This window comes from Streptomyces sp. iso_384, from assembly GCF_056172905.1.
Window position 1 is genome coordinate 607077 of sequence record NZ_JBWBTT010000001.1, and the last position, 16426, is coordinate 623502.

Genomic DNA, 16426 nt, shown 5'->3' on the forward strand with positions numbered 1-16426 from the left:
TGCGGAGGGCCGTCCGCGCGTCCCTCAGCAGAGTTGCTCGTAAGGGCGTGCGAACACCGTACGGACGTAGCGCCAAGATCGGCCGTCGGCCGGCAAGGTAAAGCGTAAAGAAAGTCCCCAAATGCACGGAACCGACGTGTTACGCGCCTCATCTAACCCTTCAGTAGTTTGTATGGGCTTGAGATAAAACGACCGCAGATGGGGACGGTATGCGCGACATCAATCGAAGGGGCCTGCTCGGGGCGGGTCTCGGGGCCGCAGCCGCGATCGGACTCGCCGGCTGTGGCGCCTCGGGCTCCTCCGGCGACGGAGGGTCCGGACAGGGCGGCAAGGGCGACGCCGGGACCGGCGGCAACGGAAGCGGAAACGGCTCGCCGAAGAACAAGGTCCGGCTGATCGGTGACGGCTCGACCGCCGACACCGGCAAGCAGCCCCACCAGCCGCCGGCACCCGTCCCGCTCGAACCCGGCCAGAAGCCCCCGCAGTTCGTGATCTTTTCCTGGGACGGTGCGGGCGAGGTCGGCAACGGGCTCTTCCCGCGCTTTCTCGAACTCGCCAAGGAACACGACGCGGCGATGACGTTCTTCCTCTCCGGGATCTATCTGCTGCCCGAGTCGAAGAAATCCCTCTACCGTCCGCCGAACAACCCCCGCGGCGCCTCCGACATCGGCTATCTCACCGACGGCCACGTCAAGGACACGCTGAAGTACGTGCGCCAGGCATGGCTGGACGGCCATGAGATCGGCACCCACTTCAACGGGCATTTCTGCGGCGGTTCCGGATCCGTGGAGCGCTGGACTCCGGCCCAATGGCACAGCGAGATCAATCAGGCTGTGTCCTTCGTCACGGAATGGCGGACCAACACCGGCTGGGAGAACGAGGACCCGCTCCCGTTCGACTATCGCAAGGAACTGGTCGGCGGCCGCACCCCCTGTCTGCTCGGCCAGGACAATCTCCTGCCGACCGCGAGCAAGCTGGGCTGGCGCTACGACGCCAGCTCGCCCGGCGGCCGTCAGACCTGGCCCGTGAAGCGCGGCGGCGTCTGGGATCTGCCGCTGCAGGCGATGCCGTTCCCGGGGCACTCCTTCGAGGTGCTCTCGATGGACTACAACATCCTCGCCAACCAGTCGCAGAATTCGACCAAGGGCATGCCCTCGCGTTATCCGGGCTGGCGCAAGCAGGCGACCGACGCCTATCTCGCCGGTTTCCAGCGCGCCTACGACTCGAATCGTGCGCCGTTCTACATCGGCAACCACTTCGAGGAGTGGAACGGCGGCATCTATATGGACGCCGTGGAAGAAGTGATCAAGAAGGTGGCGGACAAGGACGACGTGCGCCTCGTCTCGTTCCGGCAGTACGTCGACTGGCTCGACGCACAGGATCCCGCCGTTCTCGCCAAGCTCCGCACGCTGGACGTCGGGCAGGCGCCCGCGGGCGGCTGGAACTCCTTCTTTAATCAGGCTTGACAAGGGGCTTTACGGGCAGCGAGGGGGGCGCGGCAAGGCCCGGAAACTGCCATGCGAAACTTTTCACATGAGCTTTGGCCGCGCGTCCCGACGCCGCTTCACCCTGCTCGCCGCCACCGCTGTGGCCGGTGCCCTGACGCTGTCCGCGTGCGGCGGCGGCAACAAGGCCGGGGGCGGCGGCAACACCAACTTCATCACCGGCAGCGGCGGCATCTCCACGGTCGCGAAGGCGGACCGGGTGGCCGCGCCGAAGCTCGACGGTGAGGGGCTGGACGGCAAGCCGCTCGACGTCGCGGACTACAAGGGCAAGGTCGTCGTGCTCAACGCCTGGGGCTCCTGGTGCGGCCCCTGCCGCCTGGAGGCGAAGTACTTCGCGAAGGTCTCCGAGGAGACGAAGGATCAGGGCGTCCAGTTCGTCGGGATAAACACCCGGGACCCCGAGCGGGACAAGGCGATCAACTTCGAGAAGGACTACGGGGTGAAGTACCCCAGCTTCTACGACCCGATCGGCAAGCTCATCCTGCGCTTCCCCAAGGGCACCCTGAACCCGCAGGCCATCCCGTCCACCGTGGTCATCGACCGGGACGGGAAGATCGCGGCCCGCACGCTCCAGGCGCTGAACGCGGACGAGCTGCGCAAGATGATCGACCCGATCATCGCGGAGAAGTGATCCGGTGACCCTGCTCGCCGCCCACCACGAGACCGTCACGCTGGCCGCGTACAACGACACCGTCCTGAGCGGGGCCCTGCTGGTCGCTCTGCCGCTCGCCCTGCTGGCCGGTCTCATCTCCTTCTTCTCCCCCTGCGTCCTGCCCCTCGTCCCCGGCTACCTCAGTTACGTCACCGGAGTCAGCGGCACCGACCTGGCCGACGCGCGCCGGGGCCGGGTGGTGGCGGGCGCCTCGCTGTTCGTCCTCGGCTTCACCGTGGTCTTCGCCTCCACCGGCGCGCTCTTCGGCTACTTCGGCCAAGAGCTCCAGATGCACGCCGAGGTGCTCAACAAGGTCCTCGGCGTGCTGATGATCCTCATGGGCGTCTTCTTCATGGGGCTCCTGCCGGGCGTGACGCAGCGCGAGTTCCGCCTCCACAAGCGGCCGGCGGCCGGACTGGCCGGCGCGCCGCTGCTCGGCGCGCTCTTCGGGATCGGCTGGACGCCGTGCATCGGCCCGACCCTCGCCTCGGTACTGGCGCTGTCGACCGAGAGCGCCACCGCCGGACGTGGCGCGATACTGACCGTCGCGTACTGTCTCGGACTCGGTGTCCCGTTCGTCCTGGCCGCTGTCGCCTTCCGCAAGGCGCTCGGCGCGTTCGGCTGGGTCAAGCGCCACTACGCATGGGTGATGCGGATCGGCGGCGGCATGATGATCGTGACCGGAATCCTGCTGCTGACCGGTGCGTGGGCCACGCTCATGCAGCACATGCAGAGCTGGTCCAGCGGCTTCGTTGTAGGGATCTGAGTCCAATGAGCAAGGCGAACAGCACCGGGACGCGGCTGCGCGCGGACGAGTCGGCGCAGGGCTCCGCCCACGGCGCGGCCGGCGACCGGCTCTCCACCGCACCCCGCGAGGAGCGCCCCGACACCGGGGCGGCCGTGCCCGCGATGGGCGTGATCGGCTGGATCCGCTGGTTCTGGCGGCAGCTCACCTCGATGCGGGTGGCGCTGATCCTGCTGTTCCTGCTCTCCCTCGGCGCGATCCCGGGGTCGCTGATCCCGCAGAACAGCGTCGACGACATGAAGGTGCAGGCCTTCAAGGACCAGCACACCACCCTCACCCCGGTCTACGAGAAGCTCCAGCTCTTCGACGTCTACAGCTCGGTGTGGTTCTCCGCGATCTACATCCTGCTGTTCGTCTCGCTCATCGGCTGCATCGTGCCGCGCACCGGCCAGTTCGTCGGCCAGCTGCGCAGCCGCCCGCCGGGCGCGCCGAAGCGGCTGACGCGGCTGCCCGCCCACACCACCTGGCGCACCGAGGCCGAGCCCGAGAAGGTCCGCGAGGCGGCCCTCGCCGTGCTGCGCAAGCGCCGCTTCCGTACGCACGAGGTGGACGACGCGGTCGCCGCCGAGAAGGGCTACCTCCGCGAGGCCGGGAACCTGGTCTTCCACATCGCCCTGATCGTGATGCTGATCGCCTTCGCCTCCGGGCAGCTCTTCAAGTCCGAGGGCGGCAAGCTGGTCGTCGAGGGTGACGGCTTCTCCAACACGCTCACCCAGTACGACGACTTCAGGTCGGGCTCGCTCTACGACTCCGACTCGCTGGCCCCGTTCAGCTTCGTGCTGGACGACTTCGTCGGTACGTACGAGAAGAGCGGCCCGCAGCGCGGCACCCCGCGCACCTTCGAGGCCCGGGTGACGTACACCGAGGGGGCCGACGGGGCGGAGCGCAAGGGCGTCATCAAGGTCAACGAACCGCTCGTCGTGGACGGCACCAAGGTCTATCTGATCGCCCACGGTTACGCGCCCGTCGTCACCGTCCGGGACGGCTCGGGCAAGGTCGTCTCGAAGTCCGCCGTGCCGCTGCTGCCGATCGACAACAACATCACCTCGTCCGGCGCGATCAAGGTGATGGACGGCTACAAGGACAAGAAGGGCGTCAAGACCCAGCTGGGCTTCAAGGCGTTCTTCGTGCCGACCTTCGCCGGTCACGGCAAGGGCCAGATGTTCTCGCAGTTCCCCGGTCTGGACTTCCCGGTGCTGGCGCTCAGCGCCTACCAGGGCTCCCTCGGCGTCGACTCCGGGCTGGCGCAGAACGTCTACCAGCTCGACACGTCCAAGATGAAGGAGTTCAAGGACAAGGACGGCGAGCTGCTCAAGAAGATGCTGATGCCCGGCGAGAAGCTGGATCTGCCCGACGGCGCCGGATCGATCACCTTCGACGGCGTCGAGGAGTGGGCCAGCTTCCAGATCTCGCAGCAGCCGGGCACCGGCTGGGCGCTCGCCGGAGCCGTCGCCGCCATCGCCGGACTCGCCGGATCGCTGTTCATCCAGCGCCGCCGCGTGTGGGTGCGGGCGGTCCGGGGCGCCGACGGCGTCACGGTCGTGGAGATGGCGGGCCTGGGCCGCAGCGAGTCCGCGAAGCTCCCCGAGGAACTGGGCGACCTCGCGGCCGCTCTCGTCACCACCGCGCCGGTCGCGCCGGAGAAACCTGCGGCGTCCGCGTCCACGTCCACGGACGGACCCGATGCCACCAACGAGGCCGGGAGCCGGCCCGTACACCCTGCCGAAGCACCTGCCGAAGGGGCTGAGAAGTGAATCTCGCCGCCGCAACCAACGAGAGCCTGGCGCACACCAGCAATGTGCTGATCTATTCGTCGATGGCCGTCTACACCCTGGCCTTCTTCGCGCACATCGCGGAGTGGGTCCTCGGCAGCCGCAGCAAGGTCGGCCGTACGGCCGCCGCACTGTCCGCCTCCGGAACGGCCGCCTCCGCCACCGCCCCGGTGGTGAAGACCCAGGCCGGCGGCACCGCCGTGCTGGAGCGGCCCGAGGTCGTCACGCGCTCCGCCGCCGGTACGCGTGATGTGCCCGACGGCCCGGGCGCGGCCGGCGGCACGTTCAAGGGCGACCTGTGGGGCCGGATCGCGGTCTCGCTGACCGTGGTGGCGTTCCTCGTCGAGGCGGGCGGGGTCGTCACCCGCGCCCTGTCCGTGCAGCGCGCCCCCTGGGCCAACATGTACGAGTTCTCCATCACCTTCTCCACGGTGGCGGTCGGCTCCTACCTGGTGCTGCTCGCGCTGAAGAAGAACGTCCGCTGGATCGGGCTGCCGCTGGTCACCACGGTCCTGCTCGACCTCGGCATCGCGGTCACGACGCTCTACACCGACAGCGACCAGCTGGTGCCCGCGCTGCACTCGTACTGGCTGTGGATCCACGTCTCGACCGCGATCATCTGCGGCGCCGTCTTCTACCTCGGCGCGGTCGGCACGGTCCTCTACCTCTTCCGCGACAGCTACGAGAACAAGCTCGCGTCCGGCGGCGAGCCCGGGAAGTTCGCCTCTTCCGTCCTGGAGCGGCTGCCCTCGGCGTCCTCGCTGGACAAGTTCGCGTACCGGATCAACGCGGCCGTCTTCCCGCTGTGGACGTTCACGATCATCGCGGGCGCGATCTGGGCGGGCGACGCCTGGGGCCGGTACTGGGGCTGGGACCCCAAGGAGGTCTGGTCCTTCATCACCTGGGTCGCCTACGCCGCCTATTTGCACGCCCGCGCCACCGCCGGCTGGAAGGGCCGCAAGGCCGCCTACCTGGCGCTCGTCGCCTTCGCCTGCTGGCTGTTCAACTACTACGGCGTGAACATCTTCGTCTCCGGCCTGCACTCCTACGCGGGAGTCTGAGCGACCCGGGCACGACGCGAAGGCTCCCCGGACGGAATCCCGTCCGGGGAGCCTTTCGCATGGGGTGGTGCGCCGTCAGGACGTGGGCGGGGTCTTGTCGTCGGGGCCCGTGCCGCCGTCGCGACGGCCCGGCTCCTCCTCGGCCTCCGCCTCGGGCTTCCGGTTGTCCTTGAGGGACTTCAGGAAGTCCGGGTTGTCGTCCGGGGCCACCCACTGCTGCCGCCTGTTGCGCTGCCACGAGGAGGGCCCGGCGCCTTCGGCCGTGGTGTGGCGGACCTTGCCCGCGATGAGCCAGACGACCGGGCCGACGATCCAGAACAGCAGGATGATGAAGACCCAGGCGATCTTCGGCAGGTGCTTGGTGTCCTCTTCCGAGGTGTTCAGGCAGTCGATGAACGCGTAGATCGTCAGAGCCAGCGGCACGATGAACATCAGGGCTCTCATGGTGCGTCCCCCAGGAAGTGGCGGCGGGCGGGACGATTGCCCCGTATCGCGGCCAGGGTACCGGCTCGGCATGAAGGAACCGGGGCGCGGGACGGGGGAGCCCCGGCGGGGCCGCGGGGGCGGGGATGACAAACTGGACGGCATGGCTTACGACGATCTTCGCTCCCTGCTCCGGGCTCTTGAGCGCGATGGTGATCTCAAGCGCGTCAAGGTCGAGGTCGACCCCCACCTGGAGGTCGGTGAGATCGTCGACCGGGTCAACAAGGCCGGCGGCCCCGCCCTGCTGTTCGAGAACGTCAAGGGGTCCTCGATGCCCCTGGCCATGAACGTCTTCGGTACCGACCGGCGGCTCCTGAAAGCCCTGGGCCTCACGTCGTACAGCGACATCAGCGACAAGATCGGCGGGCTCCTCAAGCCGGAGCTGCCGCAGGGCTTCGTCGGCGTACGGGAGGCCTTCGGGAAGCTCGGCTCGATGGTGCACGTGCCGCCGAAGAAGGTGAAGTCCGGCGACGCGCCCGTCCAGGAAGTGGTGCTGACCGGCGACGACGTCGACCTGGACAAGCTGCCCGCGCTGTTCACCTGGCCCGAGGACGGCGGCTCGTTCTTCAACCTCGGCCTCACCCACACCAAGCACCCCGAGAACGGCGTCCGGAACCTGGGCCTCTACCGGCTCCAGCGCCACGACAAGCGCACCATCGGGATGCACTGGCAGATCCACAAGGACAGCGCCAACCACTACCAGGTCGCGGCGCGGCGCGGTGAGCGGCTGCCCGTCGCCATCGCCTTCGGCGCACCGCCCGCCGTGACGTACGCCTCCACCGCGCCGCTGCCCGGAGACATCGACGAGTATCTGTTCGCCGGGTTCATCCAGGGCAAGCGGATCGAGATGGTCGACTGCAAGACCGTGCCGCTCCAGGTTCCCGCGCAGGCGGAGGTCGTCATCGAGGGCTGGCTGGAGCCGGGCGAGATGCTGCCGGAGGGCCCGTTCGGGGACCACACCGGCTTCTACACCCCGCAGGAACCGTTCCCCGCACTGACCATCGACTGCGTCACCATGCGGAAGCGGCCGCTGCTCCAGTCCATCGTGGTGGGCCGCCCGCCGACCGAGGACGGGCCGCTGGGCCGGGCCACGGAACGGTTCTTCCTGCCGCTGCTGAAGATCATCGTGCCGGACATCGTGGACTACCACCTGCCGGAGTCGGGCGGCTTCCACAACTGCGCGATCGTCTCGATCGACAAGAAGTACCCGAAGCACGCCCAGAAGGTGATGAGCGCGATCTGGGGCGCGCACATGATGTCGCTGACCAAGCTGATCGTGGTCGTCGACTCCGACTGCGACGTCCACGATCTGCACGAGGTCGCCTGGCGGGCGCTCGGCAACACCGACTACGCCCGCGACCTGGTGGTCACCGAGGGGCCCGTCGATCACCTGGACCACGCCTCGTACCAGCAGTTCTGGGGCGGCAAGGCCGGCATCGACGCCACGAAGAAGCTGCCCACGGAGGGCTACACGCGGGACGGGGGCTGGCCGGAGATGGTCGTCTCCGATCCGGAGACGGCGGCGAAGGTCGACCGCCGGTGGAAGGAATACGGGCTGTGAGCAGTGCGGCAGAAGCGGCGTCCGTCCAGGGCCCCGCACCCTCCAGCAGCAAGGTCAAGGCCTTCCTGCGGCTCGTGATGATCGAACACTCGGTCTTCGCGCTGCCCTTCGCGTACATCGCCGCGCTGACCGCGATGTTCCTGCTGGACGGCACCATCCACTGGGGCGTCCTGCTCCTCGTCACGCTGGCGATGGTGGGGCTGCGGACCTTCGCGATGGCCGCCAACCGGATCATCGACCGGGAGATCGACGCCCGGAACCCGCGCACCGCCGGCCGCGAGCTGGTGACCGGCGCGGTGTCGGTGCGGTCCGCGTGGACCGGCGCGATCGTCGCGCTGGCGGTCTTCCTGGGCGCGGCGGCCCTGCTCAACCCGCTGTGCCTGGCCCTCGCACCGCTGGCCGTCGTGCCGATGGTGGTCTACCCGTACGGCAAGCGGTTCACGAACTTCCCGCACGCGATCCTGGGCCTGGCGCAGGCCATCGGCCCGGTCGGCGCCTGGCTCGCGGTGACCGGCAGCTGGTCGTGGGACGCGGTGATCCTCGGGCTCGCCGTGGGCATCTGGATCGGCGGCTTCGACCTGATCTTCGCCTGCCAGGACGTGGCTGCGGACCGGGCCCACGGGGTGTTCTCCTTCCCGGCGCGCTTCGGCATTCCGGCCGCGCTGTGGGGCGCGCGGGTGTGCCACGCGGTCACGACCGGGCTGCTGGTGTGGTTCGGGCTGGCGACGGACGCCGAGGTCTTCTACTGGATCGGTATGACGGTCGTCGCGGTGGCGTTCGTCTATGAGCACCGTGTGGTGCGGCCGCACGATCTGTCCCGGCTGAACCGGGCGTTCTTCTCGGTGAACGGCTTCATCGGCATCGCGCTGTTCGCCTGCGCGCTGCTGGATCTGCTGTCGCGCGGCCTGACTCCGTGATCCCCGCGAGGACCGGAGTCCCGGGCGGATCAGGGGTCAGACCGTGACCAGGTTGTCCGGGCCTCGACGCGTGGACGGCCGGCGGAAGAGGAACGCCGCCGCCACCCCGCCGATCAGCCCGAACAGGTGCCCCTGCCAGCTGACGCCCGACTGGGTGGGCAGGACGCCCCACAGCAGCGAGCCGTAGACCACGGCGACGCCGATGCCTATGAGGACGTCCCGGGGCCGGCGGTCCACGAAACCGCGGACCAGCAGATAGCCGAGCAGCCCGAAGACCACGCCGGACGCGCCGAGCGTGATCGTGTTCGCCGGGGCGGTCAGCCAGACGCCGAGACCGCTGGCGAGGATGATCGTCACGACGACGGCGGCGAACCTGCGCAGCCCCGCGAGGGCGGTGATGAAGCCGAGGACCAGCAGCGGGACGCTGTTGGAGGCCACGTGCTCCCAGCCGCTGTGCAGGAAGGCGGCGGGCACCACGTCCCGCAGCTCGGAGAGCTCGCGCGGGCTGATGCCGTACGTGTCCAGGGCGTGGCCCGAGGCCGTGTCGATGCCTTCGAGGATCCACAGGAGGGCCACCCAGCCCGCCATCAGGAGCCCTGCGGTCAGGGCCCGCGCGCTGCCGGTGGTGCCGTTGTCCGCGGTGCGGTCGGTGGTCCAGTAATCGCCCATGGTCTGCCCCTGCCCCCGGGTTGCCCGTCACCCGGAGAACGTCCGGGGCGCCTGCCCGGTTCCGGGTGCCGGGTGCGGGGGCGTGCCGGATAGGCTCGCAGGTGTGGAATCCAGGACTTCAGTGACTCATCAGCAGCGGCGGCCTTGGATTGTCGGGGTGTCCGGTGCTTCGGGTACCCCGTTCGCGGCCGCCGTTCTGCGCGGGCTCCTGGCGGCCGGTGAGAGCGTGGACCTGGTGGTGAGCCGGGCCTCGCGGCTCACCCTGCTGGACGAGACCGGCATCGCGTTCCGGGACGGGCACTGGCGCGAGGATCTGCGCGGTTGGCTGGATCGTGGCGCCGACGGGAAGCCGGACGCGTTCGCGGTGGGCGACGCGGAGCTGGAGCGCGTACGCCATTGGCCGGCCGGTGATCTGGCCGCCGGGCCGTCCTCCGGGTCGTATCCGGCGAAGGGGATGCTGATCGTGCCGGCCTCGACGGCCTGTGTGGCCGGAGTGGCGCTCGGTCTGTCGAAGGATCTGCTCCAGCGGGCCGCGAGCGTGACGCTCAAGGAGCGCCGCCCGCTCGTCGTCGCGGTGCGCGAGACCCCGCTGAGCGGCCAGACGCTGAAGCAGATGGTGGCCCTGGACGAGGCGGGCGCGGTCGTGCTGCCCGCCTCTCCGGCGTTCTACGCGGGTGCGACGCACATCCAGGACCTGGTGGATTTCGTCGCGGGGCGGGTGCTGGACGCGGCAGGTGTGCCGCACCGCTTGTACCGCCGGTGGGAAGGAGAGCTCGGTGGCTCCCGGGGTCCGCAGGACCGCTAGGCCGCTGGTCAGCGCTTCTTGTGCGCGCGCGGGGTGCGGGTCTTGTCGACGCGGTGGGCGGCGGCGGGCTGGTGGGCACGCGAGCGGTTGGCCAGGTCCTGCAGCTCGCGCATCCGGGCGTAGGCCATCTCGATCGTGTACACGGTGAAGTTCACTCCTGAAGATTCGAAAGCGTTTCTTGGATGTTCTAGAAGATTTGCAGGGTGTCGACCCTGCGTGCCTTAGATTCTACACGTAAACTCGCGGTACTGCTGAACAATGGAAGGTTTCAGTCATATGGACGCGGTGGACAGGCAGCTCATCCAGGCCCTCAGAGAGAACGGCAGGGCCTCGTACGCCGAGCTGGGGCGGCTCGTGGGGCTCTCCGGGCCCAGCGTCACCGACCGCATCAACCGGCTGGAAACCGCCGGGGTCATCACCGGCTACCGCGCCACCGTCGACTCCGCTTCGCTCGGCCTCGGGGTGACCGCGCTGATCGGGATCTCGCTCTCGGACGCGGCGGACCACGAGGACGTTGCGCGCCGGCTGAAGGACCTCGCGGAGATCGAGGACTGCTGGTTCATCGCGGGCGACGACTCGTACATGCTCAAGGTGCGCGTCGGTGACGTGGACGGCCTGGAGAAGACGATCCGCCGCCTCAGCGGTACGAAGGGCGTCTCCCGGACCCGGACCACGATCGTGCTCTCCACCAAGTGGGAGAACCGGGTCGGAGAGCTTCCGGAAGAGGCGTAGGCGCGAAGCGCCGTAAAGGGGGCCCCTCCCGCCCGAAGGGTGGGGGAGTACGGTTGGTCGGAGTCTGATACACGGAGAAATGGGAGGCGGCCTAGTGGACGCGGGACTCAAGCGCGAGCTGGAGGAGAAGGTCCGGGCCGGCGAGCGGCTGACCCGCGAGGACGGGGTCGCCCTCTACGAGTCCGACGACCTGGCGTGGCTGGGCGGTCTTGCGCACGAGGTGCGTACGCGCAAGAACGGCGACGTGGTGCACTTCAACGTCAACCGCCACCTCAACATGACGAACGTGTGCACCGCCTCGTGCGCGTACTGCTCGTTCCAGCGCAAGCCGGGCGAGAAGGACGCGTACACGATGCGCATCGAGGAGGCCGTCCGGCTCGCCAAGGCGATGGAGAACGAGAACCTCACCGAGCTCCACATCGTCAACGGACTCCACCCGACCCTCCCGTGGCGCTACTACCCGCGCTCGCTCAGCGCGCTGAAGGAAGCCCTGCCGGACGTGGCGCTGAAGGCGTTCACGGCGACGGAGATCCACCACTTCGAGACGATCTCCGGCCTCTCGGCCTCCGAGATCCTCGACGAGCTGATCGAGGCCGGTCTCGAATCGCTGACCGGCGGCGGCGCGGAGATCTTCGACTGGGAGGTCCGCCAGCACATCGTCGACCACCGCACCCACTGGGAGGACTGGTCGCGCATCCACCGCCTCGCGCACGAGAAGGGGCTCAAGACCCCCGCGACGATGCTGTACGGGCACATCGAGGAGCCCCGTCACCGCGTCGACCACGTGCTGCGGCTGCGGGAGATGCAGGACGAGACCGGCGGCTTCCAGGTCTTCATCCCGCTGCGCTACCAGCACGACTTCGTGGACATGAAGGACGGCAAGGTCCGCAACAAGCTCCAGGCGCGCACCACGATGGCGACCGGCGCCGAGGCGCTGAAGACCTTCGCGGTCTCCCGGCTGCTCTTCGACAACGTGCCGCACGTCAAGGTGTTCTGGGTGATGCACGGGGTGCAGACCGCCCAGCTCGCGCTGCAGCACGGCGCGGACGACATGGACGGCTCGGTCGTCGAGTACAAGATCACGCACGACGCGGACGACTTCGGTACGCCGAACAAGCTCGGCCGCGAGGATCTGCTGGACCTGATCCGCGACGCCGGTTTCCGGCCGGTCGAGCGGAACACCCGGTACGAGATCCTGCGCGAGTACCCGGGTCCGGAGGCGGACCGGCGCGAGTCGCCGCAGCCGATGCGCGTCTGACGCGCTTCCCGTGTCCCGTGTGAGCCCCGGCCGCCGTCCCCGGCCGGGGCTTTCTCATGTTCCGGACAGGGTTGAGCCGGTCGGCGGGTAATAGTTACTCTCGCATTATGGCACTTACATTTGAGCTGGACCCCTCGTTCACCCCTGCCCTCCGCGACGGCATCACCACGCTGTGGGCGGACGTCACCAACGCGGGCGGGGCCGTCGGCTTCGTCGCGCCCGTCACGCCCGAGGAGACCCGGCCCGACCTGCTCAAGCACCTCGCCGCCATGGAGCGCGGCCGGGTCCGGCTGCTGGTCGGCCGGGACGAGGACGGCTCCGTCGCCGCCACCGCCTTCCTCAGCCTCAACGACCACCGGCTGCTCCAGCACTGGCTGATGCTCTACACGGTGATGGTCCACCCCCGCCTCCAGGGTCAGGGGTACGGTCGCGACCTCATGGCGGCCGCCGCCGACGCCGCGCGCTCCATCGAGGGCATCGAGGCCATCCGGCTCACCTGCCGGGGCGGCACCGGCGCCGACCGCTTCTACACCGCCTGCGGCTACAAGGAGGTCGGCCGCGTTCCGGACGCCATCCGGGTCTCGCCCGGCGACGACCGCGACGACATCATCATGCTGCTTCCGCTGGGAGCCCCGGCAACCCCCTGAACCGAGAGAATTCGGGCCATGCTTCACTGGACGGGCAGAAGCGTGCCGAGAGTCCATGGGAAGAGAGGCCAGCCGTGTCCGCTGCCAAGCCGAGCGCGATGATCCGGTACACCGCGTTGCGCCTGTTGATCTTCGTCGGCTGCTTCTTCGTCGCCGGCGTGGCCGTCCACTTCGGGCTGATCCCCGCAGGGCTCGGCGGCTCCAACGTGGTCTGGGTGATCCTCCTCGGCCTCGTCCTCTCCGCCCCGCTCAGCTATGTGCTGCTGCGCAGGCAGCGCGACGAGCTGTCCGAGCAGATCGTCTCCACGGTCGACCGGACCAAGGCGCGCCTCGACGCCAACCGCACCCGTGAGGACGTCGTTCAGTAAGGTTCCTCACACGCGTGCCGCGCGTCTCCTTCTCTTCCGCCGGACCCCGTACCGGAGCAAGCCGCTCCGGTACGGGGTTCTCGGCGTTTTCCGGCCAGGTGCACCGGCTGCAGGGCCGCCCGTGAGCCAAAGAAAAGCTTTGAGGTTCTCAAAGTTCAAGTGTTAACGTATTCGACATGAAGACAGCTGTGCGCATCCGCCATGCCGCGAGCATCCCGCTCGTGGCGCGCCTGCATGTCGATCTCTGCCGCTGTATGTCCGCGGTCTGTTGCCGCAAGGTCTGATACGGCATCATGCAGCGGCGCCGCCCTCGACGCGGGCGCCGCGACCCCGTCCCCGTTCCACCGCACGACCGCACGGACTGCATCCGTGCGTCCCGATGCGTCCTTAACTGGAGTGTGTCCGTGTCCGCGAATCCCGCGTCCGCCACCCCCGAGGCCGAGCAGCCGTCCACCGGCTCCGGCCCCGGTTTCCGCATACCCAAGGTCCCGTTCTGGGCCCAGATCGTCGCCGGTCTGGTGCTCGGTGTGCTGCTCGGCTGGCTGGCCCGCAGCCAGGAGCTCGGCTGGCTCGTCACCACCCTCGACGAGATCGGCTCGCTCTTCGTCCAGCTGCTGAAGCTGGCCGTCGCCCCGCTGGTCTTCTTCGCGATCCTCGTGTCGATCACGAACCTGCGCCAGGTCAACAACGCCGCCCGGCTGGCGACCCGCACCCTGCTCTGGTTCATGATCACCTCGCTGATCGCGGTCGCCATCGGCCTCACGATCGGCCTGGTCACCAACCCGGGCTCCGGCACCGGCCTCACGCCGAAGGACGGCAAGCTCTCCGAGACCAAGGGCAGCTGGATCGACTTCCTGACCGGCATCGTCCCGGACAGCGTGATCACGCCGTTCACCGAGCTGAACGTGCTCCAGATCGTCTTCATGGCCGCCGTCGCCGGTGTCGCCGCGCTCAAGCTCGGCGAGAAGGCCAAGCCGATCCTCACCCTCAGCCAGGCGGTCCTGGAGCTGCTCCAGAAGGCCCTGTGGTGGGTCATCCGGCTGGCCCCGATCGGCACCGTCGGCCTCATCGGCTACGCCATCGCCGACTACGGCTGGGACCTCATCGGCAAGTACGCGACGTTCACCGCCGACGTCTACATCGGCTGCGCCATCGTGCTGTTCGGCGTCTACCCGCTGCTCCTGGCCACCGTCGCCAAGGTCAGCCCGCTCCAGTTCTTCAAGGGCGCCTGGCCCGCGATCCAGCTCGCCTTCGTCTCCCGCTCCTCGGTCGGCACCATGCCGGTCACCCAGAAGGTCACCGAGCGCCTCGGCGTTCCGAAGGAGTACACCTCCTTCGCCGTCCCGTTCGGCGCGACCACCAAGATGGACGGCTGCGCCGCGATCTACCCGGCGCTGGCGGCGATCTTCATCGCGCAGATCTTCGACGTGCAGCTGGGCATCGGCGACTACATCCTGATCGCCTTCGTCTCGGTGATCGGTTCGGCGGCCACCGCCGGTCTCACCGGCGCGACGGTCATGCTGACCCTCACCCTGTCCACGCTGGGCCTCCCGCTGGAGGGCGTCGGCCTGCTGATGGCCATCGACCCGATCCTGGACATGATCCGTACCGCCACCAACGTGGCCGGTCAGGCGGTCGTCCCGGTCATCGTCGCGGCCCGCGAGAAGATCCTCGACCACGACAAGTACAACTCGGCCTCGGCCTCCCCGATCGACTCCTTCGGCGACACCGACCAGGACGAGGTGCGCGACGCGGAGCCCAAGAGCGCGGTGCCGGTCACCGCGTAGCTCCGCACTCCGAGCTCCGTACTCCGCACGAAGGCGCCCCCGGACCCCGTACGTTTCCGTACGGGCCCGGGGGCGCCTCCGTGTCGTCCTGCTCGTCCGTGCCCGTCCGTCAGGGGTTCTGGAAGAGGACCTCGGGGTTGGCCGGGGTCGGGCCGTTCAGCAGCCGGGCGGGCCGGCCGCGCAGGCTCCGGTCGAAGAAGGCGGTCACATAGCTCCTGGTGATCGTGGTCGAACGGGCCGCGGAGAGCGTCGCGTCCGGGTCCTCGATGCCGAGCTGCTCACCGATCTCCGGGGTGTCGGTGAAGGTGAAGTGCCCGGAGTCGCGCACCGTCAGCCACCGCTTCCAGCCGTTCAGCCGTTCCCAGCCGTCGTCCCAGGACGTGTCACCCGCGCCGGGCCCGTGCCCTGGGTCGGTGCCCAGCATCAGGAACGGCCGCCCGTCCAGCCCCTTGGCGGGCACCGGGGCGAAGAACGTGCCGTCCATGTTGACGCCCGCGTCCACCCGGCGGTCGGCGGCCATCGTGGAGGCGGCCGCGTTGCCCCCGATGGAGTGGCCCGCCATGCCGACCCGGTGCGGGTCGATCGTCCGGGCGTGCCGCCACGCCGGGTGCGGGCCGGTCAGCCGGTCCAGCAGGAACGAGAAGTCGGCGGCCCGCCCGGTGGCGACGGAGGCCAGCACCTCGCGCCGCGCGGCGTCGTCGGGCTGCGCGGCCACCCGGTCGCAGGCGGCACAGGTCAGGACCCGCCCGTCGGGCAGCTCCGTACCGGTCGACTCGTACGGATGGTCCGCGGTCGCCACGACGTAACCCCGGCTCGCCAGTTCCTCCGCGAGCCCGGTCAGTGTGGCCCGGGGCGTGCCGAAGCCGGGCGAGAGCAGGACCAGCGGGAAGTGCCCGGGTGCGGGCCGGGCGGCGTTACGCGCATGGGCGCGGGTCGCGCCGAGGACATCGGCCGGCACGACGTCCTCCAGACCGCGCTGCGCGAGCATCAGCCGCGCCTCTTCCGTCGTCATGTACGGGACCGGGTCGCCGCCGCTGCCGGGGCGGGCCGGGTAGTGCAGCGACACCAGCAACTGGCGCGGCCCGGCGGCCGGTACCCACGGGTCGGGGCGCGCGTGGTCGGTCAGGAACAGGGTGTCGCGGCCGGTGGCGTACGGGCCGGTGGGGCGGGGCAGCGTCGGCGAAGCCGGGGCGGCCAGGTCGCCGGTCGCGACCGAGGGTGTGGGGGCGGCGGCTAAGGCGGCGGGCGGTGTCCGGGCCGGGGACGGGCCGGACGCCGCGGCGGGTGCGGCCGTCCCGGCCAGGGCGGCCAGCGCGGTCAGGGCGAGGGCCGCGGCGGTCGCGGCGGCCATGGCCGGTCGGTTGCTGCGAGCGAAGATCGTCATGCCCGCAACGCTAGGCGGCG

At 69.4% G+C, this 16426-nt stretch carries 17 protein-coding genes; 13 read left to right on the top strand and 4 right to left on the bottom strand.

Annotation, left to right across the window (positions count from 1 at the left end):
- Nucleotides 1-209: 209 nt before the first annotated feature.
- From AC0VY3_RS02800 to ccsB, 5 genes are all read left to right on the top strand, one after another.
- Nucleotides 210-1466 carry a polysaccharide deacetylase family protein gene (locus AC0VY3_RS02800; RefSeq protein ID WP_103507528.1) on the top strand — a complete coding sequence of 419 codons (1257 nt, stop codon included), beginning with the start codon at nt 210-212 and terminating at the stop codon, nt 1464-1466.
- 67 nt (nt 1467-1533) lie between these two features.
- Nucleotides 1534-2136, top strand: coding sequence for a TlpA family protein disulfide reductase (locus AC0VY3_RS02805; RefSeq protein WP_103507527.1), 603 nt, complete (start codon nt 1534-1536; stop codon nt 2134-2136).
- Between the two features lie 4 nt (nt 2137-2140).
- The gene (locus AC0VY3_RS02810) at nt 2141-2923 is read left to right on the top strand and encodes a cytochrome c biogenesis CcdA family protein (protein ID WP_103507526.1); all 783 of its coding nucleotides are present in this window, start codon (nt 2141-2143) and stop codon (nt 2921-2923) included.
- A 5-nt stretch (nt 2924-2928) separates the two neighbouring features.
- Complete coding sequence (gene resB, locus AC0VY3_RS02815; protein ID WP_475548819.1) at nt 2929-4716, top strand: cytochrome c biogenesis protein ResB; 1788 nt, start codon at nt 2929-2931, stop codon at nt 4714-4716.
- Nucleotides 4713-5795, top strand: a complete 1083-nt coding sequence (gene ccsB / locus AC0VY3_RS02820) for a c-type cytochrome biogenesis protein CcsB (protein WP_103507524.1) — start codon at nt 4713-4715, stop codon at nt 5793-5795. The genes resB and ccsB overlap by 4 nt, the downstream gene beginning before the upstream one ends.
- A gap of 75 nt (nt 5796-5870) precedes the next feature.
- On the opposite strand, the gene AC0VY3_RS02825 is transcribed toward ccsB, so the two are convergent.
- Nucleotides 5871-6227 carry a PLD nuclease N-terminal domain-containing protein gene (locus AC0VY3_RS02825; protein WP_475551624.1) on the bottom strand — a complete coding sequence of 119 codons (357 nt, stop codon included), beginning with the start codon at nt 6225-6227 and terminating at the stop codon, nt 5871-5873.
- Between the two features lie 154 nt (nt 6228-6381).
- On the opposite strand from AC0VY3_RS02825, the gene AC0VY3_RS02830 reads away from it, so the two are divergent.
- Together AC0VY3_RS02830 and mqnP are read left to right on the top strand one after the other, a co-directional pair.
- Nucleotides 6382-7839, top strand: coding sequence for a menaquinone biosynthesis decarboxylase (locus AC0VY3_RS02830; protein ID WP_103507536.1), 1458 nt, complete (start codon nt 6382-6384; stop codon nt 7837-7839).
- Nucleotides 7836-8756 (top strand): menaquinone biosynthesis prenyltransferase MqnP, encoded by a 921-nt coding sequence (gene mqnP / locus AC0VY3_RS02835; protein WP_103507522.1) that lies wholly within the window; start codon nt 7836-7838, stop codon nt 8754-8756. Before AC0VY3_RS02830 ends, mqnP begins: the two co-directional genes overlap by 4 nt.
- 36 nt (nt 8757-8792) lie before the next feature.
- On the opposite strand, the gene AC0VY3_RS02840 is transcribed toward mqnP, so the two are convergent.
- Nucleotides 8793-9425, bottom strand: a complete 633-nt coding sequence (locus AC0VY3_RS02840; RefSeq protein ID WP_103507521.1) for a rhomboid family intramembrane serine protease — start codon at nt 9423-9425, stop codon at nt 8793-8795.
- Nucleotides 9426-9546: 121 nt separating this feature from the next.
- Here AC0VY3_RS02840 and AC0VY3_RS02845 point away from each other — a divergent pair, with 121 nt between their 5' ends.
- On the top strand, nt 9547-10230 hold the full coding sequence (locus AC0VY3_RS02845; RefSeq protein WP_137234180.1) for a UbiX family flavin prenyltransferase: 684 nt from the start codon (nt 9547-9549) through the stop codon (nt 10228-10230).
- An 8-nt stretch (nt 10231-10238) separates the two neighbouring features.
- Here AC0VY3_RS02845 and AC0VY3_RS02850 read toward each other — a convergent pair whose 3' ends face one another.
- Nucleotides 10239-10385 (bottom strand): hypothetical protein, encoded by a 147-nt coding sequence (locus AC0VY3_RS02850; RefSeq protein WP_007460445.1) that lies wholly within the window; start codon nt 10383-10385, stop codon nt 10239-10241.
- Between the two features lie 121 nt (nt 10386-10506).
- Between AC0VY3_RS02850 and AC0VY3_RS02855 the strand changes: the two genes are divergently transcribed.
- The 5 genes from AC0VY3_RS02855 to AC0VY3_RS02875 all read left to right on the top strand — a co-directional run bounded on the left by AC0VY3_RS02855 (nt 10507) and on the right by AC0VY3_RS02875 (nt 15022).
- A complete protein-coding gene (locus AC0VY3_RS02855) occupies nt 10507-10962 on the top strand; it encodes an Lrp/AsnC family transcriptional regulator (RefSeq protein WP_018961621.1) in 456 nt (151 codons plus the stop codon).
- A 94-nt stretch (nt 10963-11056) separates the two neighbouring features.
- On the top strand, nt 11057-12220 hold the full coding sequence (gene mqnE / locus AC0VY3_RS02860; RefSeq protein ID WP_103507519.1) for an aminofutalosine synthase MqnE: 1164 nt from the start codon (nt 11057-11059) through the stop codon (nt 12218-12220).
- A gap of 107 nt (nt 12221-12327) precedes the next feature.
- A complete protein-coding gene (locus tag AC0VY3_RS02865; RefSeq protein WP_475548820.1) occupies nt 12328-12867 on the top strand; it encodes an N-acetyltransferase family protein in 540 nt (179 codons plus the stop codon).
- A 74-nt stretch (nt 12868-12941) separates the two neighbouring features.
- Entirely contained in the window at nt 12942-13235 is a 294-nt protein-coding gene (locus AC0VY3_RS02870; RefSeq protein ID WP_103507517.1) for a DUF4229 domain-containing protein, read from the top strand.
- Nucleotides 13236-13639: 404 nt separating this feature from the next.
- Nucleotides 13640-15022 carry a dicarboxylate/amino acid:cation symporter gene (locus tag AC0VY3_RS02875; protein ID WP_103507516.1) on the top strand — a complete coding sequence of 461 codons (1383 nt, stop codon included), beginning with the start codon at nt 13640-13642 and terminating at the stop codon, nt 15020-15022.
- A gap of 109 nt (nt 15023-15131) precedes the next feature.
- On the opposite strand, the gene AC0VY3_RS02880 is transcribed toward AC0VY3_RS02875, so the two are convergent.
- On the bottom strand, nt 15132-16406 hold the full coding sequence (locus AC0VY3_RS02880) for an alpha/beta hydrolase family protein (protein ID WP_475548821.1): 1275 nt from the start codon (nt 16404-16406) through the stop codon (nt 15132-15134).
- Nucleotides 16407-16426: the final 20 nt, after the last annotated feature.

Coding starts and splice junctions, on each gene's coding strand:
- AC0VY3_RS02840 (WP_103507521.1), bottom strand. CDS start 9,425: ATGGGCGATTACTGGACCACCGACCGCACCGCGGACAACGGCACCACC.
- AC0VY3_RS02825 (WP_475551624.1), bottom strand. CDS start 6,227: ATGTTCATCGTGCCGCTGGCTCTGACGATCTACGCGTTCATCGACTGC.
- AC0VY3_RS02800 (WP_103507528.1), top strand. CDS start 210: ATGCGCGACATCAATCGAAGGGGCCTGCTCGGGGCGGGTCTCGGGGCC.
- AC0VY3_RS02880 (WP_475548821.1), bottom strand. CDS start 16,406: ATGACGATCTTCGCTCGCAGCAACCGACCGGCCATGGCCGCCGCGACC.
- AC0VY3_RS02865 (WP_475548820.1), top strand. CDS start 12,328: ATGGCACTTACATTTGAGCTGGACCCCTCGTTCACCCCTGCCCTCCGC.
- resB (WP_475548819.1), top strand. CDS start 2,929: ATGAGCAAGGCGAACAGCACCGGGACGCGGCTGCGCGCGGACGAGTCG.
- AC0VY3_RS02830 (WP_103507536.1), top strand. CDS start 6,382: ATGGCTTACGACGATCTTCGCTCCCTGCTCCGGGCTCTTGAGCGCGAT.
- AC0VY3_RS02855 (WP_018961621.1), top strand. CDS start 10,507: ATGGACGCGGTGGACAGGCAGCTCATCCAGGCCCTCAGAGAGAACGGC.
- AC0VY3_RS02805 (WP_103507527.1), top strand. CDS start 1,534: ATGAGCTTTGGCCGCGCGTCCCGACGCCGCTTCACCCTGCTCGCCGCC.